This window comes from Streptomyces sp. NPDC048606 (assembly GCF_040650855.1).
GTDB lineage: Bacteria > Actinomycetota > Actinomycetes > Streptomycetales > Streptomycetaceae > Streptomyces.
The window spans coordinates 179,677-197,129 of the sequence record NZ_JBEZIB010000012.1 but is presented as its reverse complement, the minus strand read 5'-3'; the positions used below and the strand labels follow the sequence as shown (position 1 = coordinate 197,129).

Below are 17,453 nucleotides of genomic sequence, written 5' to 3'. Positions count from 1 at the left end.
GGAACCAATTTCCTACTGTCTGGTAGGGGCATACCCTCGCCCCATGCGCCGAGCAAAAATCGTATGTACCCTGGGCCCCGCCACCGACTCATACGACCAGATCAAAGCACTGGTCGAAGCCGGAATGGACATCGCCCGATTCAACCTCAGCCACGGCACCTACGCCGAACACGAGGAGCGCTACCAGCGCGTACGCAAGGCATCCGACGAGACCGGCCGCAGCGTCGGCATCCTCGCAGACCTTCAAGGCCCGAAGATCCGACTCGGCCGCTTCCACGAAGGCCCCGTACTCCTTGAACGCGGCGACGAGTTCACCATCACCACCGAACCCCACCAGGGCGACCGCCACACCTGCGGCACCACCTACCCCGGCCTCGCCACCGACGTCACCACCGGCGAACGCATCCTCGTCGACGACGGCCGCGTCACCCTCGAAGTCACCGCCGTCGACGGCCCCCGCGTCCACACCCGCGTCATCGAAGGCGGCATGGTCTCCGACCACAAGGGACTCAACCTCCCCGGCGTCGCCGTCTCCGTCCCCGCCCTCTCCGACAAGGACATCGAAGACCTCCGCTGGGCCCTGCGCACCGGCGCCGACGTCATCGCCCTCTCCTTCGTCCGCACCGGCCGCGACATCGAGGACGTCCACCGCGTCATGGACGAGGAAGGCCGCCGCCTCCCCGTCATCGCCAAGATCGAAAAACCCCAGGCCGTCGACAACATCGACGACATCGTCGCCGCCTTCGACGGCATCATGGTCGCCCGCGGCGACCTCGGCGTCGAAATGCCCCTCGAACAAGTCCCCATCGTCCAAAAGCGCGCCATCAAACTCGCCAAGCGCAACGCCAAACCCGTCATCGTCGCCACCCAAATGCTCGACTCGATGATCGAGAACTCCCGCCCCACCCGCGCCGAAGCCTCCGACGTCGCCAACGCCGTCATCGACGGCACCGACGCCGTCATGCTCAGCGGCGAGACCAGCGTCGGCAAATACCCCGTCGAAACCGTCCGCACCATGGCCCGCATCGTCGAAGCCGCCGAAGAGGACATCCTCGCCAAGGGCCTGCCCCCGCTCACCGAACGCAACAAGCCCCGCACCCAGGGCGGAGCCGTCGCGCGGGCCGCCGCCGAAATGGGCGACTTCCTCGGCGCCAAGTTCCTCGTCGCCTTCACCCAGAGCGGCGACACCGTCCGCCGACTCTCCCGCTACCGCTCGCCCATCCCCCTCCTCGCCTTCACCCCCGACCCCGCCACCCGCTCCCAACTCAACCTCACCTGGGGCGTCGAAACCTTCCTCGGCCCCCACGTCGACTCCACCGACGCCATGGTCGGCCAGGTCGAGGAAGAACTCCTGCGCATCGGCCGCTGCGTCCCCGGCGACATCGTCGTCATCACCGCCGGCTCACCCCCCGGCGTCAGCGGCAAGACCAACCTCGTCCGCATCCACCACATCGGCGACCCCGTCCGCTGACCCGCCCCCCGCCCCCGCGTCGGGCCGAACCCGCCCGACGCGGTCTTGACCTCAATCAAAGTTCAGGTCCTACCGTCACGCCCATGACGACGACCACGACGTACTCCCAGGACCGCCTCGCCGCCCAGCCCATCGGCTACTGGAGCCGCGAGACCGCCAAGCTCTCCATCGGCGCCATCCGCGCCGCCCTCGGCGAGGAACAACTCACCCAGCCACACTGGTGGATCCTCAACCACGTCGCCGCCGGCCCCGGCACCTGGACCCGCACCGCCCTCACCGCGAAGCTCGCCCCCTACGACGACCAGGACACCGACTTCGACGCCGTCCACGACGACCACGCCGACCGCGGCTGGACCACCGAAACCGACGGCACCCTGACCCTCACCCCCGCCGGCGAAGCCGCCCGAGCGCGTTCCCGCGCCCGCATCGCCAAGATCCACGCCCGCGTGCGGGCCGGCATCGACCCCGCCGAATACGCCGCCACCATCGACGTCCTGCGCCGCATGGTCGCCAACCTCGGCGGCTCCGGCGACCTCCCGTAGTCAGTACTTCGGCCCGATGTGCGCGTCCATGAGGGCCACGGACGCCTTACGGGCGACGGAGACGTTGAAGGCGTTCCCGCTCCGCGCCTGGAGGGTCCATGCGACGCCGACCTCGGTGAGCGTGTCGGTGCACAGCCGGCGGATGTCCTCGGACCTGTTGGTGAAGAAGTAGCGGGGGTACTCGTAGCGCTTCCCGTTCCGCACGGTCCAGTTGGTGATCCGGCACCCGTCGGAGTGGATCAGGCCCCGTAGGAACTCCCACGGGTGCGTGTCGACGATCTCCCGCTGCCATGCCTCAAGGGCGATCCGCCGGTCGTGCTTCTTGCCGGGTCCGTGCTGCGGGAACAGACACGTCCAGTGCCGCCCGTAACCGGTGACGGCGACGCAGCCCTGCTTCCGCAGGAGATGGACACTGTCCTGGGGCCGGACGGCCTTGATCGCGGCTCGGCACTGCTCGATGAGCCCGGGCCAGGCGTCCGCACAGACGATCCGGAGATGATGCCCGCCCCGGGGGTGCGGGCTGATGCACCCGTCGCCGAGATAGAGGCCCAGGAGGTACGCGTAGGCGCCCTTGTCGTCGGGCACCCCGCACGGCGCGACCTGGTTGAGCCGGGGCAGCGGCTCCACCCGCACCCGCCAGGCACGGATGGCGGCCCGGGATATCCCGGTCTCCTTGCTGACGGAGTTCATGCTCCGCCCGCCGTCGAGTAATTCCAGAACGCGAACGCGCGTGGCCATGTCGTACATGCGGTCGACGCTGAGGTGTGGAAATTTCGCGTGTGGTGCATTTGGGTGGAGCGTCACTGGAAAGAGTGATGGCCACGCGGTAATCGCGTGACCATGGAATCCAAGCAAAGTGCCCCAGGTGGGATTCGAACCCACACTGTCCGCTGTTTGAGAGCGGCCTCTCTGACCAGTTGGAGTACTGGGGCCTACGAAACGAAGGCTCAGGGGAGCCCTGTGTGCCACCACCTTACCGTAGCTAGGTAGGCTCGGGGGAGCAGTAATGCCCCGTATCGAGGAGCCATCCGTGACCGCCGAGCACGAGTCGACGCCCACGCCCGACGCCGACCAGTCGCACGTTCCGCCGCTGACGACGCGGGTCGTCATCGCCGAGGACGAGGCGCTCATCCGTCTCGACCTCAAGGAGATGCTCGAAGAGGAGGGGTACTCCGTCGTCGGGGAGGCCGGGGACGGGCAGACGGCCGTGGAGCTCGCGCGCGAGCACCGGCCCGATCTGGTGATCCTCGACGTGAAGATGCCCGTCCTGGACGGGATCTCCGCCGCGGAGAAGATCGCGGAGGAGTCCATCGCGCCCGTGCTGATGCTGACCGCCTTCTCGCAGCGCGACCTCGTCGAGCGGGCCCGTGACGCGGGGGCCATGGCGTACCTCGTGAAGCCGTTCAGCAAGAGCGACGTGGTGCCGGCCATCGAGATGGCGGTGTCGCGGTTCGCGGAGCTGCGGGCGTTGGAGAAGGAGGTCGCGGACCTCTCGCTGCGGCTGGAGACGCGCAAGCTGGTCGACCGGGCGAAGAGCATCCTCCAGACGCAGTACGGGCTGACGGAGCCGGCGGCGTTCCGGTGGATCCAGAAGACGTCGATGGACCGGCGCATGTCGATGCAGCAGGTCGCCGAGGCGGTCATCGAGGACGCCGAGGAGAAGAAGAACGCGGCCAAGGGCCAGTAGTCGGACGGCGTGCGAAAGGGCCCGTCTCCCCCCGAGGGGAGACGGGCCCTTTCGTGTGGTGCGGGTGGGTCAGTCCTCGCCGAGGTAGGCCTTGCGGACGTCCTCGTTGTGGAGGAGTTCCTGGCCGGTGCCGGAGAGCACGATCTTGCCGATCTCCATGACGTGCGCCTGGTCGGCGAGGGAGAGGGCGGCCTGGGCGTTCTGCTCGACGAGCAGGATGGTCATGCCGGTCGACTTGAGTTCGGTGATCGTCGACATGATCTTCTGCATCATCAGCGGGGAGAGGCCCATGGAGGGCTCGTCCAGCATGAGCAGCTTGGGCTGGCACATCAGGGCGCGGCCCATGGCGAGCATCTGCTGTTCGCCGCCCGAGAGGGTGCCGGCGGCCTGCTTGCGGCGCTCTCCCAGGATGGGGAAGAGGTCGTAGGCACGCTGGATGTCCTTCTCGATGCCTTCCTTGTCGCTGCGGAGGAAGGCGCCGAGCTGGAGGTTCTCGGCGATCGTCAGCCGGGGGAAGATGTGGCGTCCCTCGGGGGAGTGGGCCAGCTTCATGGAGACGATCTTGTGGGCGGGGATGCCGGCCAGGGGCTGACCGTCGAAGGTGATGCTGCCCGCGGTGGGCTTGAGGAGCCCGGAGAGGGTGCGCAGGGTGGTGGTCTTGCCGGCGCCGTTGGTGCCGACGAGGCAGACGATCTCGCCTTCGTTGACTTCGAAGGAGATGCCCTTGACGGCTTCGATCTTGCCGTAGGCGACCTTGAGGTCTTCGACCTTGAGCAGTGCGGTCACTTGGCCTCTCCTTCCGTGGTGCTGGTGGTGCCGGTGGTGCCGGTGGTGCTGTCCGCGTCGGAGTCCGGTGCGGGGGTGGCGTCGGCGTCGGCGTCGGCTTCCGCTTCCGCGTTCGCGTCGGCTTCGGCGTGGGCCTCGGCGGCTTCGACCTCGGCGGCCTCCTCGGCGCCGGGGGCGCCTTCGAAGGGGGTGCCGAGGTAGGCGGCGATGACGCGCTCGTCGCCCTGGACCTCCGCGGCGGTGCCCTCGATGAGCTTCTCGCCCTGGACGAGGCAGGCGACGCGGTCGCACAGGTTGAAGATGAAGCGCATGTCGTGCTCGATGACGAGGACGGCGATGCCCATGTCGCGGATCGCGAAGATGAGTTCCTCGGCGGCGCGGGTTTCCTGCGGGTTCATGCCGGCGGTCGGCTCGTCGAGGAGGATGAGGCCGGGGTCGCTGGCGAGGGCGCGGGCGATTTCGAGCTTGCGCTGTTCGCCGTAGGGGAGGTTCTTCGCGAGGTGCTCGGCCTTGTGCTGGAGGCCGATGAACTCGAGGAGTTCCATGGCGCGCGCTTCGCTGGCGGCTTCGGCCTTCTTGAAGCCGGGGCCGCGCAGGAGGGCGGACCAGAGGCCTTCCTTGGTGCGGGTGTGGCGTCCGACGAGGACGTTCTCCAGCACGGTCATGTTGTGGAAGAGCCGGATGTTCTGGAAGGTGCGGGCGACGCCTGCCTCGGTGACGCGGTGGGGCTTGGGAGGCAGGACGGTGCCCTTGTAGCTGACGGTTCCCTCGGTGGGGATGTACAGCCCGGTGAGGCAGTTGAAGAAGGTGGTCTTGCCGGCGCCGTTGGGGCCGATGAGGCCGACGATCTCGCCCGCGTTGACCTTGAGGTCCACGTTCTTGACGGCGGTGAGGCCGCCGAAGCGCATGGTGACGCCGCTGGCTTCGAGGACGGTGGCCTTGGTGGTGGTGTCTGTGGTGGTCATGTTGTTCACGCCCCCGCCTTGGCGGTGGCCAGGTCCTTGGGGGCCTGGTCAGCGGTGTCGTCGTGGAACTCGAGCTGCGCCCGCTTGTTGGCGATGAGGCCCTCGGGGCGGAAGCGCATGAGCAGGATGAGGGCGATGCCGAACGCGAGGAGCTGGTAGTCCTGGAGGAAGGCCAGCTTCGCGGGGATCAGGAAGAGGAGTGCGGCGCCGAGGATGGGGCCGCGGATGGTGCCCATGCCGCCGAGGATGACGGCGGCGAGGAGGAACGCGGAGTTCGGCGGGACGGGCCCGGCGAAGACGTAGTTCTCGGGGACGACCGTGCTGTTGACGTGGGCCTGGACGGTGCCGGCGAGGCCGGCGAGGGTGGCGCCGAGGGCGAAGGCGATGAGCTTGACCTTGAAGCCGTTGATGCCCATGGCCTCGGCGGCGGTCTCGTCCTCGCGGATGGCGACCCAGGCGCGTCCGATGCGGCTGCTGCCGGCTCGGGCGAAGACCACGACGACCAGTGCCATGACGAGCAGCATCAGGAAGTAGTAGTTGGCGTAGGCGCCGAGGACGATGCCGCCGACGTCGTGGGATTCCCCGAAGTTCCACCCGAAGAGTTCGAGGTGGGGGATGTTGGGGATGCCGTTGGGGCCGTTGGTGATGTCGGGGCCGGAGGTGCCGTCGAGGTTGCCCATGGCGATGCGGAAGATCTCTCCGAAGCCGAGGGTCACGATGGCGAGGTAGTCGCCGCGCAGGCGCAGGGTCGGGGCTCCGATGACCACGCCGAAGATGAGCGAGGCGAGGGCTCCGACGATGACCGCCGCCCAGAAGGGGAGGTGGATGCCGAAGGCGGATGCGGTGCTTCCGGAGACCAGGGCCGCGGCGTAGGCGCCGACGCCGAGGAAGGCGACGTAGCCGAGGTCGAGGAGGCCGGCGAGGCCGACGACGACGTTGAGGCCGAGGGCGACGGTCGCGAAGATCAGGATGTTGACCGCGATGAGGGTGTAGGTGTCGCCGCTCTGCTGGATGAAGGGGAAGGCGATGGCCGCGGCGGCGGTGGAGATGAGGGTGACCTGGCGGTACTTCGCGGTGAGGCTGCCGAGTCGGTCGAAGAGGCCGGACTTGAGCAGGGCGAAGGCCGCGAAGCCGACGATGATCAGGTAGGTGACGAAGAGCTGCGGCTCCTTGTCATCGGTGTCGATGCCGAAGGTGATCACGTACAGGCCGGCGGCGAAGGACGCGGCGATGACGAGGATCTCGGCCCAGGAGGGCAGCTTTCCGGCGGGGGCGGCCTTGCGGCTGTCGTCGGGGAGCTTGTACGCGGCGAGGGCCGGGACGAGCGAGCCGACGAGGGCGACGTAGGCGCCGGGTTCCAGGTGGGCGAACCCGCCGAGGACGACCGCGATGGCGATGACGGTGAACCAGGTGCCGGCGAGGGTGCCGAGGGAGAGGATCCACACGGGCTTGCGGGCGCCGGTGGGGGTCAGCCAGCGCAGGCCCTTGACGCCGAGCGCGGAGAGCGCGTGGGCGGCGGTGAGGAGGGCGCCGACGAGGCTGAGGAGCTGGATGGGGGCCGGGTCGCCGTAGTAGGTGAGGTCGCCGGGGAATTCGGCGGTCCAGGTCCAGGCGAGGAAGGTGCTGACGATGGTCAGCAGGCTGCCGGCGATGACGGTGTAGAGCAGGACGGAGGGGGATGCCTGCTTGACCGCGGCGGTCTGGGGGGTGGTGTTGGTCATGGTTCTCACGCCCGATCCGCGACGCGCTCGCCGAGCAGGCCTTGGGGCCGCACGAGGAGGACGACGATGAGGAGTACGAACGCCCAGACGTTGGACCAGGCTCCACCGCCGAGCTGCTGCATGCCGGGGATCTCTTCGATGTAGGCGATCGAGAGGGCCTCGGCGAGGCCGAGGACGACGCCGCCGACCATGGCTCCGTAGATGTTGCCGATGCCGCCGAGGACGGCCGCGGTGAATGCCTTGAGGCCGAGGATGAAGCCCATCTCGAAGTTGATCTGGCCCTTGTCGAGGCCGTAGGCGACGGCGGCGACGGCGGCGAACGCGGCACCGATGGCGAAGGCCATGACGATGATGCGGTCGGTGTTGATGCCCATGAGCTTGGCGGTGTCGGGGTCCTGGGCGGTGGCCTGCATGGCGCGGCCGCTGCGGCTCTTGGAGACGAAGACGCCGAGGGCGAGCATGCAGAGCGGGGCCAGGACGAGGACGAAGGCGTCGGCTCGCTGGATGGAGAGGCTGTCGGTGAGCTTGAAGGCCTCGCCCTTGAACTCGGGGAAGCTGACGGCCTTCTTGGCGTCCGGGTAGAACTGCCAGACGAGCTGCTGCAGCGCGATCGAGAGGCCGATTGCGGTGATGAGGGGTGCGAGCCGGGGAGCGCTGCGCAGGGGACGGTACGCGAAGCGTTCGGCTGCCGTGGCGACGAGGACGGAGGTGAGGGCACCTCCGATGATCATGATGGGTATCGCGATCAGCAGGGAGGTGCCGGTCGGGAGGGCGGCGTAGGCGGTGAGCGCCCCGAATCCGCCGATCATGAAGATCTCGCCGTGGGCGAAGTTGATGAGCTGGACGATGCCGTAGACCATGGTGTACCCGATGGCGATGAGGCCATAAAGGGCACCGAGGGCCAGGCCGTTGGCCAGCTGTTGCGGCAGTTCGTGCACCGCAGGGCCTCCGATGAGCGTGTCGGATAAGACTCCGCGCGAGGGCGCTGTTTGCGCCCTCGCGCGGTGGTGTGGGTCTGGTGTGGCGGGTGGTGCGGGGTGGTGCTAGGGGATTACTGGTTGAACGTGTCGCTCTTGACGTCGATCCACTTGCCGCCCTCGACCTTGTAGACCGTGAGCTGCTTGTTGGTGGTGTCGCCGTTCTCGTCGAAGGCGACCTTGCCGGTCACGCCTTCGAAGGAGACCTTGCCGAGGGCCTCGACGACCTTGGCGCGGGCGTCGGTGGGGAGCTTGCCGCCGTTGGCGGAGACGACGGCCTTGACGGCCTGGATGACGGCCCAGCCGGCGTCGTAGGAGTAGCCGCCGTAGGCCGCGTACGGGTCCTTGTAGCCGCCGGCCTGGTAGTCGGCGATGAAGGTCTTGGCGGTGGGGAGCTTCTCGACCGGGTAGCCGATGGAGGTCGAGAGGTCGCCCTCGTTGGCCTCGCCGGAGGCGGAGATGAAGGCCGGGTCCTGGATGCCGTCGCCGCCCATGAGCGGGATCTGGGCGCCGGTCTTCTTGATCTGGTCGGCGAGGAGGCCGCCCTCGGGGTACTGGCCGCCGAAGTAGACGGAGTCGGCGCCGGAGGACTTGACCTTGTCGGCGGTGGAGGAGAAGTCGGTCTCCTTCACGGTGACGTGGTCGGTGCCGACGACCTCGCCGCCGAGCTTCTTGAACTCGTCGGAGAAGATCGCGGCGAGGCCGGCGCCGTAGGTCTGCTTGTCGTCGACGACGAAGACCTTCTTCTTGCCGGCGTCCTTGAAGAGGTACTGGGCGGCGAACTTGCCCTGGACCACGTCGGTGGCGGCGGTGCGGAAGTAGGTCTTGAAGGGGCGCTTGTACTCGCCCTTGCCCCAGTTGTCGCCCTGGCTGAGCGCCGGGTTGGTGTTGGCGGGGGAGACCTGCGCCAGGTTCGCCGAGGCGAAGACGCCCTGCATCTGCTGGGCGACGCCGGAGTTCAGCGGGCCGACGACGCCGAGGACGTCCTTGTTGCCGACGAGCTTGGTGGCGTTGGCCTGACCGGAGGCGGGGACGGCCTGGTCGTCGAGGGCCTCGACCTGGAACTCGATCCCGGGGACCTCGTTCTTCTTGTTGGCGGTCTTGGCCGCGAGGTCGACCGAGTTCTTGATGCCCTGGCCGAGCGCGGAGAGCGAGCCGGTGAGCGGGGCGTCGACGCCGATGACGACGACGGTCTTCTTGCCGCCCGAGTTGTCCTTGGAACCGCCTTCATCGCGCGAACCGCAGGCAGTGAGGGTCAGTGCTCCCGTGGTGATCACGGTGGTGAGAACGAGCAAAGAACGGTGTCGCACGATTCTTCCTTTCCCTGGCGCGGCTGCCTCTGTCGAGGTGCCGTTGGGTCGCCGGGCCGCACTGGGAGGTCCACGGCCGTGCTGAGTCGCGCCATGCGGCGCGGTGACTGGCCGTGACTCTAGGGCCGAGTTGCCGAATGCGGGGAGCCGGGAAAGGAGGATGTGACGCTCTTGTTATGCCAAGGGCAAGAATGTGTGGCGGGAGTGCGGACAGATCGGGCGTTATTCGACTCCTGTGAATGACCACATCGTGAGAATTCCCTGTTCCTCTAAGGGGCTTGAGGGCCTCATGCTCCTGTCTCTGATCAATTTCGGTCGAATGTGGCTGGGAGTATCCGAAAGAATCCGGGGGGTCGCATTCCGTGGGGGGAAAGGGGGGATTCAGTACGGCGTGGGCGCTACGCTGCGTGACCAATGGGCGGGGCGGGTCGTGGGGCGGTCGCTCGTCGCCTGCTGCGCGCGACGTCGCCGACCTGCGGTTCGTCCGTGCGGGGGGTGTGCCCGGAAGGCGGACAGCGCGCTCGGGATTCCGGTGACCCGCGTCACGTCGGCGGTTTCCAGTTCTCCGAGCTCCACGTGGCGCCGTTCCGCTCCGCGCAGCGTTGGGCCACGAGGCGGTCGATCAGCTCAAGTGCCCTGTCCTGACCGGCAGTTCGCTCCTCCGCCCGGCCCGCGGCCACGGCTTCCTCGTGGATCGCGTACTGATCGTTGGACAGGCCCTTCTGTTCCCAGTCCAGACCGGACCACTTGCTGCCCTTGAGCGTCTCCTTGGCCCAGTAGGACACGAGGCTCGTGCAGATCTGCGCCGGGGAGGAGGGAGAGGCCGCCGAGGTCGTCGGGGCAGGTGGGGCGGCTGCTTCGGGTGGGGAGCAGCCGGCGAGGGCGAGCGCCGCGAGCAGGGTCGCGCGGCGGTACCGGACCGAGGTGGGTGGCTTGGTCCCCATGGGTGGACGGTAGGCGGTCACCTTCGGTGACACAACCGTCGCGGGCCGGTTCCGGGAGGACTGGCGGATTCCGGGCGGTCGGGGGCCGGTGTGCTCCGGTGCGGTGCGGCGGGGGTCCGGTGGGGCGCGGCGCGGGCGTGGGTGCGGCGCGGGCCCGGTCCCGCGCCGTGGTGGCGCGGGACCGGGCCCGTGGGGCGCCGTACGGGGTTTCCCGAGGGGTGCGGGGATCAGGCGGAGGGGCTCTGCGAGGCCACCGCCGCGCCGGCGGCGGCCGGGTCCACCTCGCGCAACAGGCAGGTCAGGCGGGCGGTGCACACGCGCCGGTCCTGGTCGTCGGAGATCACGATCTCGTAGGTGGTGGTGGAACGGCCCCGGTGGACCGGGGTGGCCACCCCGGTCACGATGCCGGTGCGGGCGCCCCGGTGGTGGGTGCAGTTGAGGTCGACGCCGACGGCCACCTTGCCGATGCCGCCGTGCATCATGGCGCCGACCGACCCGAGGGTTTCGGCCAGGACGGCGGAGGCGCCGCCGTGCAGCAGACCGTAGGGCTGGGTGTTGCCCTTGACCGGCATGGTGCCGACGATCCGCTCGGCGGAGGCCTCCAGGATGCGGATCTCCATCCGCTCGCCGAGGTCGCCCGCCGAGAACAGCGCGGGCAGGTCGATGCCCAGGGCCGTGTACTCGTCGAGGACTTCCTGCGGGAACTTCACAGCGTGGCGCTCGCCCATGGGCCGGCTCCGTTCGTCAACGTTCGTTAACCATCTTGTCCTGGGGTCGTTCTATCAGGCCGGTTCGAAGCGGACGACGACGGACTTGCTCGCGGGGGTGTTGCTGACGTCGGCGGTGGAGTCCAGCGGCACGAGCACGTTGGTCTCCGGGTAGTAGGCGGCGGCGCAGCCGCGCGCGGTGGGGTAGTGCACGACGCGGAAGCCCGGGGCACGCCGCTCCACGCCGTCCTTCCACTCGCCGACGAGGTCGGTGTAGGAGCCGTCGGCCAGGCCGAGCTCGGCCGCGTCCTCGGGGTTGACCATGACGACGCGGCGGCCGCCGGTGATGCCCCGGTAGCGGTCGTCGAGGCCGTAGATCGTGGTGTTGTACTGGTCGTGGCTGCGCAGGGTCTGCAGGAGCAGCCGGCCGGCGGGCACCCGCGGGTATTCGACGGGGGCGGCGGTGAAGTTGGCCTTGCCGGTCCGGGTCGGGAAGCGCCGCTCGTCGCGCGGGGCGTGGGGCAGGCGGAACCCCTCGGGGCGGGCCGCGCGGGCGTTGAAGTCCTCGAAGCCGGGGACCACGCGGGAGATCCGGTCGCGGATGGCGGCGTAGTCCTTCTCGAACTCCTCCCACGGGGTCGCGGAGGCCTCGCCGAGCACGGCGCGGGCCATGCGGGCGACGATCGCGGGTTCGGAGAGCAGGTGCGGGGAGGCGGGGGCGAGGTTGCCGCGGGAGGCGTGGACCATGCCCATGGAGTCCTCGACGGTGACGAACTGCCGGCCGGAGGCCTGTACGTCCTTGTCGGTGCGGCCCAGGGTGGGAAGGATCAGGGCGCGCCGGCCGGTGACCGCGTGGGAGCGGTTGAGCTTGGTGGAGACGTGCACGGTGAGGCGGGCGCGGCGGATCGCGGCCTCGGTGACGGTGGTGTCGGGGGTGGCGCCGACGAAGTTGCCGCCCATGGCGAAGAGGACCTTGGCGCGGCCGTCGCGCAGGGCCTCGATGGAGCGGACCACGTCGTAGCCGTGGCCGCGCGGCGAGGTGATGCCGAACTCCTTGTCGAGGGCGTCGAGGAAGGCGGGCGCGGGGCGTTCGAAGATCCCCATGGTGCGGTCGCCCTGGACGTTGGAGTGGCCGCGGACGGGGCAGACGCCGGAGCCGGGGCGGCCGATGTCGCCGCGCAGCAGGAGGAGGTTGACGACCTCGCGGATGGTGGCGACGGAGTGCTTGTGCTGGGTCAGGCCCATGGCCCAGCAGACGATGGTGCGCTTCGAGGCGAGGACCATGGCGAGCGCGGCCTCGATCTCGTGCCGGGTCAGGCCGGTGGCCTCGATGGTCTCGTCCCAGTCGGTGTCCCGGGCGGCGGCGACGAGGTCCTCGTAGCCGTGGGTGTGCTCGCGGATGAAGGCCTCGTCGGTGGCGCCGTCCGTCTCTATGACGAGCTTGTTGAGGAGGCGGAAGAGGGCCTGGTCGCCGCCGATGCGGATCTGGAGGAAGAGGTCGTTCAGGGCGGTGCCGCGCAGCATGCCGAGGGGGGTCTGCGGGTTCTTGAACCGCTCCATGCCGGCCTCGGGCAGCGGGTTGACCGAGATGATCCGGGCGCCGGACTCCTTGGCCTTCTCCAGGGCGGAGAGCATGCGGGGGTGGTTGGTGCCCGGGTTCTGGCCGGCGACGATGATCAGTTCGGCCTGGTGCAGGTCCTCCAGGGAGACGCTGCCCTTGCCGATGCCGATGGTCTCGCCGAGGGCCGAGCCGGAGGACTCGTGGCACATGTTGGAGCAGTCGGGCAGGTTGTTCGTGCCGAACTCGCGGGCGAACAGTTGGAAGAGGAACGCGGCCTCGTTGCTCGTGCGGCCCGAGGTGTAGAAGAGGGCCTCGTCGGGGGAGTCGAGGGCGCGCAGCTCCTCGGCGATCACCTCGAAGGCGCGGTCCCAGCCGATCGCCTCGTAGCGGTCGCCGCCCTCGGGGAGGTAGAGGGGCTCGGTGATGCGGCCCTGCTGGCCGAGCCAGTAGCCGGAGCGCTCGGCGAGGTCGGCCAAGGGGTGCGCGGCGAAGAAGGCGGGGGTGACGCGGCGCAGCGTCGCCTCCTCGGCGACGGCCTTGGCGCCGTTCTCGCAGAATTCCGCCGCGTGCCGCTCGTCGCCCTCGGGCCAGGCGCAGCCGGGGCAGTCGAAGCCGTCCTTCTGGTTGACCTTGAGGAGGGTGCGGGCGGTGCGGGCCAGGCCCATCTGCGCCTGCGCGATCTTCAGGGTGTGGCCGATCGCCGGGAGGCCCGCGGCCGCGTGCTTCGGCGGGGTGACCTGCGGAGCGTCCTGCACCGGATCACCTACGGGCGGCTTCGTCGCCATGGCGCTCCCCTTCGAGCGTACGTACGGAGGCAGCACGTGCTGCCGCATCCTTCGATCCTTTCACGGAGGTCGGGAACGCGGGAGGGCGGTCCGGGGCTCCCCGGCGTCCGGGCAGGGTGCGCCGGGGGCGGCCGGTGGGGCGGACGCGCCCCTGGTGGCGGGAGGTGGGCGCGCGGGGTGCGCGGGCGAGCGGGCGGGAGGGCGTGCGGGAGGGGCGCGGGGGCCGGCGGCGGTCCGGCGGCGGCTTCGCGGCGGGCCGGAGCCGGGCCCGCGGCGGGTCCGCGGGGCGTCGGCGGTAGCGGCGGGTTCGACGGCGCCGGAATTGTCGGTGCGGGCGCCTAGGATCGGGAGCGTGGCAGAGACAGCATCGAAGCAGACCGACCAGACGACCGCGGCGGACCGCCCCCGCCTGATGCTCATGGACGGGCACTCCCTGGCGTACCGGGCGTTCTTCGCGCTGCCCGCGGAGAACTTCACGACCGCGACGGGCCAGCCGACCAACGCCATCTACGGCTTCGCGTCGATGCTGGCGAACACGCTGCGCGACGAGGCGCCCACGCACTTCGCGGTGGCGTTCGACGTGTCGCGCAAGACGTGGCGCTCGACGGAGTTCCCCGAGTACAAGGCGAACCGTTCCAAGACCCCCGACGAGTTCAAGGGGCAGGTCGAGCTGATCGGCGAGCTCCTCGACGCGATGAAGGTGCCGCGGTTCGCGGTCGACGGCTTCGAGGCCGACGACGTGATCGCGACGCTCGCGACGCAGGCCGAGGCCCTCGGCTTCGACGTGCTCATCGTCACCGGCGACCGGGACTCCTTCCAACTGGTCTCCGAGCACACCACCGTGCTCTACCCGACCAAGGGCGTCTCCGAGCTGACCCGCTTCACGCCGGAGAAGGTCGAGGAGAAGTACGGGCTCACCCCGCAGCAGTACCCGGACTTCGCGGCGCTGCGCGGCGACCCGTCCGACAACCTGCCGGGCATCCCGGGCGTCGGCGAGAAGACCGCCGCCAAGTGGATCACCCAGTTCGGTTCGTTCAAGGAACTGGTGGAGCGCGCCGAGGAGGTCAAGGGCAAGGCCGGGCAGAACTTCCGGGACCACCTGGAGGCCGTCAAGCTCAACCGGGTCCTGACCGAGATGGTCAAGGACGTCGAGCTGCCCAAGACCCCCGCCGACCTGACCCGACTGCCCTACGACCGGTCCGCCGTCACCGGTGTGCTGGACGTGCTGGAGATCCGCAACGCCTCCCTGCGCGAGCGGCTCCTGGCCGTGGACCCGGGCTCGGCCGAGGAGGAGGCGCCCGCCCCGGCGGCCGGCGTCGAGATCGACGGCTCGGTGCTCGGCGCGGGTGAGCTCGCGCCCTGGCTGCGCGAGCACGCGCACGCCCCCCTCGGCGTGTCCACCGTCGACAGCTGGGCCCTGGGCCAGGGCAACGTCGCCGAGATCGCGCTCGCGTCCGCCGACGGCGCCGCCGCCTGGTTCGAGCCCACCGGGCTGGACGAGGCCGACGAGCGGGCCTTCGCCGCCTGGGCCGCCGACGCGGAGCGCCCCAAGGTCGTGCACAACGCCAAGAACCTGATGCGGGTCTTCCCCGAGCACGGCTGGACCCTCGCCGGCGTCACCATGGACACCGCCCTCGCCGCCTACCTGGTCAAGCCCGGCCGGCGGTCCTTCGCGCTGGACGTGCTGTCCAACGAGTACCTGCACCGGGAGCTGGCCCCGCCGGCCGCCGACGGCCAGCTGGCCTTCGGGGCCGACGAGACCGCCGAGGCCGACGCCCTGATGGCACAGGCCCGCGCGGTCCTCGACCTGGGCGACGCCTTCACCGCCCGACTGCCCGAGGTGGGCGCCGTGGAACTGCTCCACGGGATGGAACTGCCCACCTCGGAACTGCTGGCGCGGCTGGAGCGGGCGGGCATCGCCGCCGACCGCGACCACCTCGAAGGCATGGAGCAGCAGTTCGCGGGCGCCGTGCAGCAGGCCGTGAAGGAGGCGCACGCCGCCGTCGGCCACGAGTTCAACCTCGGCTCGCCCAAGCAGCTCCAGGAGGTCTTCTTCGGGGAGCTGGACCTGCCCAAGACGAAGAAGACGAAGACCGGTTACACCACGGACGCCGACGCGCTGGCCTGGCTGGCCACGCAGACCGACCACGAACTCCCGGTCATCATGCTGCGCCACCGGGAGCAGGCCAAGCTCCGCGTCACTGTCGAGGGCCTGGTCAAGTCCGTCGCCCCCGACGGCCGGGTGCACACCAGCTTCAGCCAGATCGTCGCCGCGACGGGCCGACTGTCCTCCACCGACCCGAACCTGCAGAACGTGCCGGTGCGCACCGACGAGGGCCGCGCCATCCGCCGCGGGTTCGTCGTCGGCGAGGGCTACGAGTCCCTCATGACCGCCGACTACAGCCAGATCGAGCTGCGCGTCATGGCCCACCTCTCCGAGGACGAGGGCCTGATCGAGGCGTTCGCCTCCGGCGAGGACCTGCACACCACCGTCGCCTCCCAGGTGTTCGGCGTGGAGCGGTCCGAGGTCGACGCCGAGATGCGCCGCAAGATCAAGGCCATGTCCTACGGTCTGGCGTACGGGCTGTCCGCGTTCGGTCTGGCCCAGCAGCTGAACATCGAGCCCGCCGAGGCCCGCGGCCTGATGGACACCTTCTTCGAACGGTTCGGCGGGGTCCGCGACTACCTCCAGCGGGTCGTCGACGAGGCCCGTGCCACCGGTTACACGGCGACGGTCTTCGGCCGCCGCCGCTACCTGCCCGACCTCAACAGCGACAACCGGCAGCGCCGCGAGGCCGCCGAGCGGATGGCGCTCAACGCCCCGATCCAGGGCACCGCCGCCGACATCGTCAAGGTCGCCATGCTGCGCGTGGACAAGGCCCTGGCCGAAGGCGGACTGCGCTCGCGGATGCTGCTCCAGGTGCACGACGAAATCGTGCTGGAGATCGCCCCCGGCGAGCGCGAGCGCGTCGAGGAACTGGTGAGGCGCGAGATGGGGGCCGCCGTCGAGCTGCGGGCCCCGCTGGACGTGTCGGTGGGCGTCGGCCCGGACTGGGAGTCCGCCGCGCACTGACGGTGGCGGCCGGCCCGCTCCCGGGCCGGCCCGCCCGCCCCTACGCCCGTTCCCGCCCGGCGGGGACGGGCGTACGCGTGCGGGGCTCCCCGGTGCCCGTGGGCGCGCCGCCGGGGCGGTGGCGCAGCCGTACGAGGGCCGCGTACAGCAGGAGTCCGACGGCGAGGCCGGCGCCGGCGCCGAAGCAGACGGTCGGGATGATGTCGAGGGGGCTGCGGATCCGGTCGTGGAAGGTGAAGAAGCGGATCACCCGCAGGGTGATCCCGACCCCCGCGCAGGCCAGGACGAGCAGCAGTCCGCCCCACGACTCCGCGCGGCCGAGCACCGGTACGGACGCCGGGGCGGCAGTCGCCGGCAGCCTGCGCAGGCCGGTCACCGTGAACCAGCCCACGGCGCAGGCGGCGAGGGCCGAAGTGCCGTACTGGAGGAAGGTGTAGAGGGGCAGGCCGAGGGCGAAGGTCTCCTCCAGGGCGGGCAGCGCGTCGGTGCCCCACCGGTCGCCGTGCGTGAAGCTGTCCCAGACCACGTGGGTGAGGGACCCGGCCACCGCCGAGGCGTAGAACCACAGCGCGAGCGCGAGCGGCCCGCGCCCGTGCCAGGGCTCACCCCGCACGAAGGCGTGCACCCGCCCCCGCCAGGCCCGCGGCAGCAGCGCCACGAGCGGCTCGCGCGACAGCAGCCAGCACAGGGCGAGCACGGCGGTCAGGACGGCGTCGACGGTGAGCACGCCCGGCAGGGAGTGCGTGAAGGTGCCGTACTCCATGAAGCCGGGGACGACGGCGTCGGCGAAGAAGACGGTGTCCGGCGCGAACGACCCGAAGACCAGCGCCGAGGCCACCAACGCGCCCCGCGCCCGCCCGTCGCGGCCGATGGCCGGAAGGACGGCGGCGGCGTGGCTGAGTGTGAACGGCATGCGGGCCGACC

14 protein-coding genes and 1 tRNA gene are annotated in these 17,453 nt (G+C 70.1%); 4 read left to right on the top strand and 11 right to left on the bottom strand.

The features are described 5' to 3' along the window. Positions 1-43: 43 nt before the first annotated feature. Both pyk and AB0D01_RS16090 read left to right on the top strand, forming a co-directional pair. Entirely contained in the window at positions 44-1,471 is a 1,428-nt protein-coding gene (gene pyk / locus AB0D01_RS16095) for a pyruvate kinase (protein WP_363055773.1), read from the top strand. Between the two features lie 83 nt (positions 1,472-1,554). Then, positions 1,555-2,013: a MarR family transcriptional regulator gene (locus AB0D01_RS16090; RefSeq protein ID WP_363055772.1), complete on the top strand. Its 459-nt coding sequence runs from the start codon at positions 1,555-1,557 to the stop codon at positions 2,011-2,013. On the opposite strand, the gene AB0D01_RS16085 is transcribed toward AB0D01_RS16090, so the two are convergent. Together AB0D01_RS16085 and AB0D01_RS16080 are read right to left on the bottom strand one after the other, a co-directional pair. After that, positions 2,014-2,760 carry a transcriptional regulator gene (locus tag AB0D01_RS16085; protein ID WP_363055771.1) on the bottom strand — a complete coding sequence of 249 codons (747 nt, stop codon included), beginning with the start codon at positions 2,758-2,760 and terminating at the stop codon, positions 2,014-2,016. It lies immediately after the preceding gene. A gap of 110 nt (positions 2,761-2,870) precedes the next feature. Further along, positions 2,871-2,945: transfer RNA gene (locus AB0D01_RS16080), tRNA-Leu, on the bottom strand. Between the two features lie 98 nt (positions 2,946-3,043). Here AB0D01_RS16080 and AB0D01_RS16075 point away from each other — a divergent pair. Continuing rightward, complete coding sequence (locus AB0D01_RS16075; RefSeq protein ID WP_363055770.1) at positions 3,044-3,700, top strand: response regulator; 657 nt, start codon at positions 3,044-3,046, stop codon at positions 3,698-3,700. A gap of 69 nt (positions 3,701-3,769) precedes the next feature. On the opposite strand, the gene AB0D01_RS16070 is transcribed toward AB0D01_RS16075, so the two are convergent. From AB0D01_RS16070 to AB0D01_RS16035, 8 genes are all read right to left on the bottom strand, one after another. Then, positions 3,770-4,486 (bottom strand): ABC transporter ATP-binding protein, encoded by a 717-nt coding sequence (locus AB0D01_RS16070; protein ID WP_363055769.1) that lies wholly within the window; start codon positions 4,484-4,486, stop codon positions 3,770-3,772. Then, positions 4,483-5,451, bottom strand: coding sequence for an ABC transporter ATP-binding protein (locus AB0D01_RS16065; RefSeq protein ID WP_363055768.1), 969 nt, complete (start codon positions 5,449-5,451; stop codon positions 4,483-4,485). The genes AB0D01_RS16070 and AB0D01_RS16065 overlap by 4 nt, the downstream gene beginning before the upstream one ends. Before the next feature lie 5 nt (positions 5,452-5,456). Further along, the gene (locus tag AB0D01_RS16060) at positions 5,457-7,172 is read right to left on the bottom strand and encodes a branched-chain amino acid ABC transporter permease (protein ID WP_363055767.1); all 1,716 of its coding nucleotides are present in this window, start codon (positions 7,170-7,172) and stop codon (positions 5,457-5,459) included. 5 nt (positions 7,173-7,177) lie between these two features. Then, complete coding sequence (locus AB0D01_RS16055) at positions 7,178-8,110, bottom strand: branched-chain amino acid ABC transporter permease (protein ID WP_363055766.1); 933 nt, start codon at positions 8,108-8,110, stop codon at positions 7,178-7,180. Positions 8,111-8,223: 113 nt separating this feature from the next. Beyond that, positions 8,224-9,459 (bottom strand): branched-chain amino acid ABC transporter substrate-binding protein, encoded by a 1,236-nt coding sequence (locus AB0D01_RS16050; RefSeq protein ID WP_363055765.1) that lies wholly within the window; start codon positions 9,457-9,459, stop codon positions 8,224-8,226. A 542-nt stretch (positions 9,460-10,001) separates the two neighbouring features. Continuing rightward, the gene (locus AB0D01_RS16045) at positions 10,002-10,403 is read right to left on the bottom strand and encodes a hypothetical protein (RefSeq protein ID WP_363055764.1); all 402 of its coding nucleotides are present in this window, start codon (positions 10,401-10,403) and stop codon (positions 10,002-10,004) included. A 227-nt stretch (positions 10,404-10,630) separates the two neighbouring features. Next, positions 10,631-11,131 (bottom strand): hotdog fold thioesterase, encoded by a 501-nt coding sequence (locus AB0D01_RS16040; protein ID WP_363055763.1) that lies wholly within the window; start codon positions 11,129-11,131, stop codon positions 10,631-10,633. 54 nt (positions 11,132-11,185) lie between these two features. Continuing rightward, on the bottom strand, positions 11,186-13,456 hold the full coding sequence (locus AB0D01_RS16035) for an FdhF/YdeP family oxidoreductase (RefSeq protein WP_363055816.1): 2,271 nt from the start codon (positions 13,454-13,456) through the stop codon (positions 11,186-11,188). A 352-nt stretch (positions 13,457-13,808) separates the two neighbouring features. On the opposite strand from AB0D01_RS16035, the gene polA reads away from it, so the two are divergent. Further along, positions 13,809-16,529 carry a DNA polymerase I gene (polA, locus tag AB0D01_RS16030; protein WP_363055762.1) on the top strand — a complete coding sequence of 907 codons (2,721 nt, stop codon included), beginning with the start codon at positions 13,809-13,811 and terminating at the stop codon, positions 16,527-16,529. Between the two features lie 40 nt (positions 16,530-16,569). On the opposite strand, the gene AB0D01_RS16025 is transcribed toward polA, so the two are convergent. Next, the gene (locus AB0D01_RS16025; RefSeq protein ID WP_363055761.1) at positions 16,570-17,442 is read right to left on the bottom strand and encodes a DUF4184 family protein; all 873 of its coding nucleotides are present in this window, start codon (positions 17,440-17,442) and stop codon (positions 16,570-16,572) included. Between the last annotated feature and the right edge of the window lie 11 nt (positions 17,443-17,453).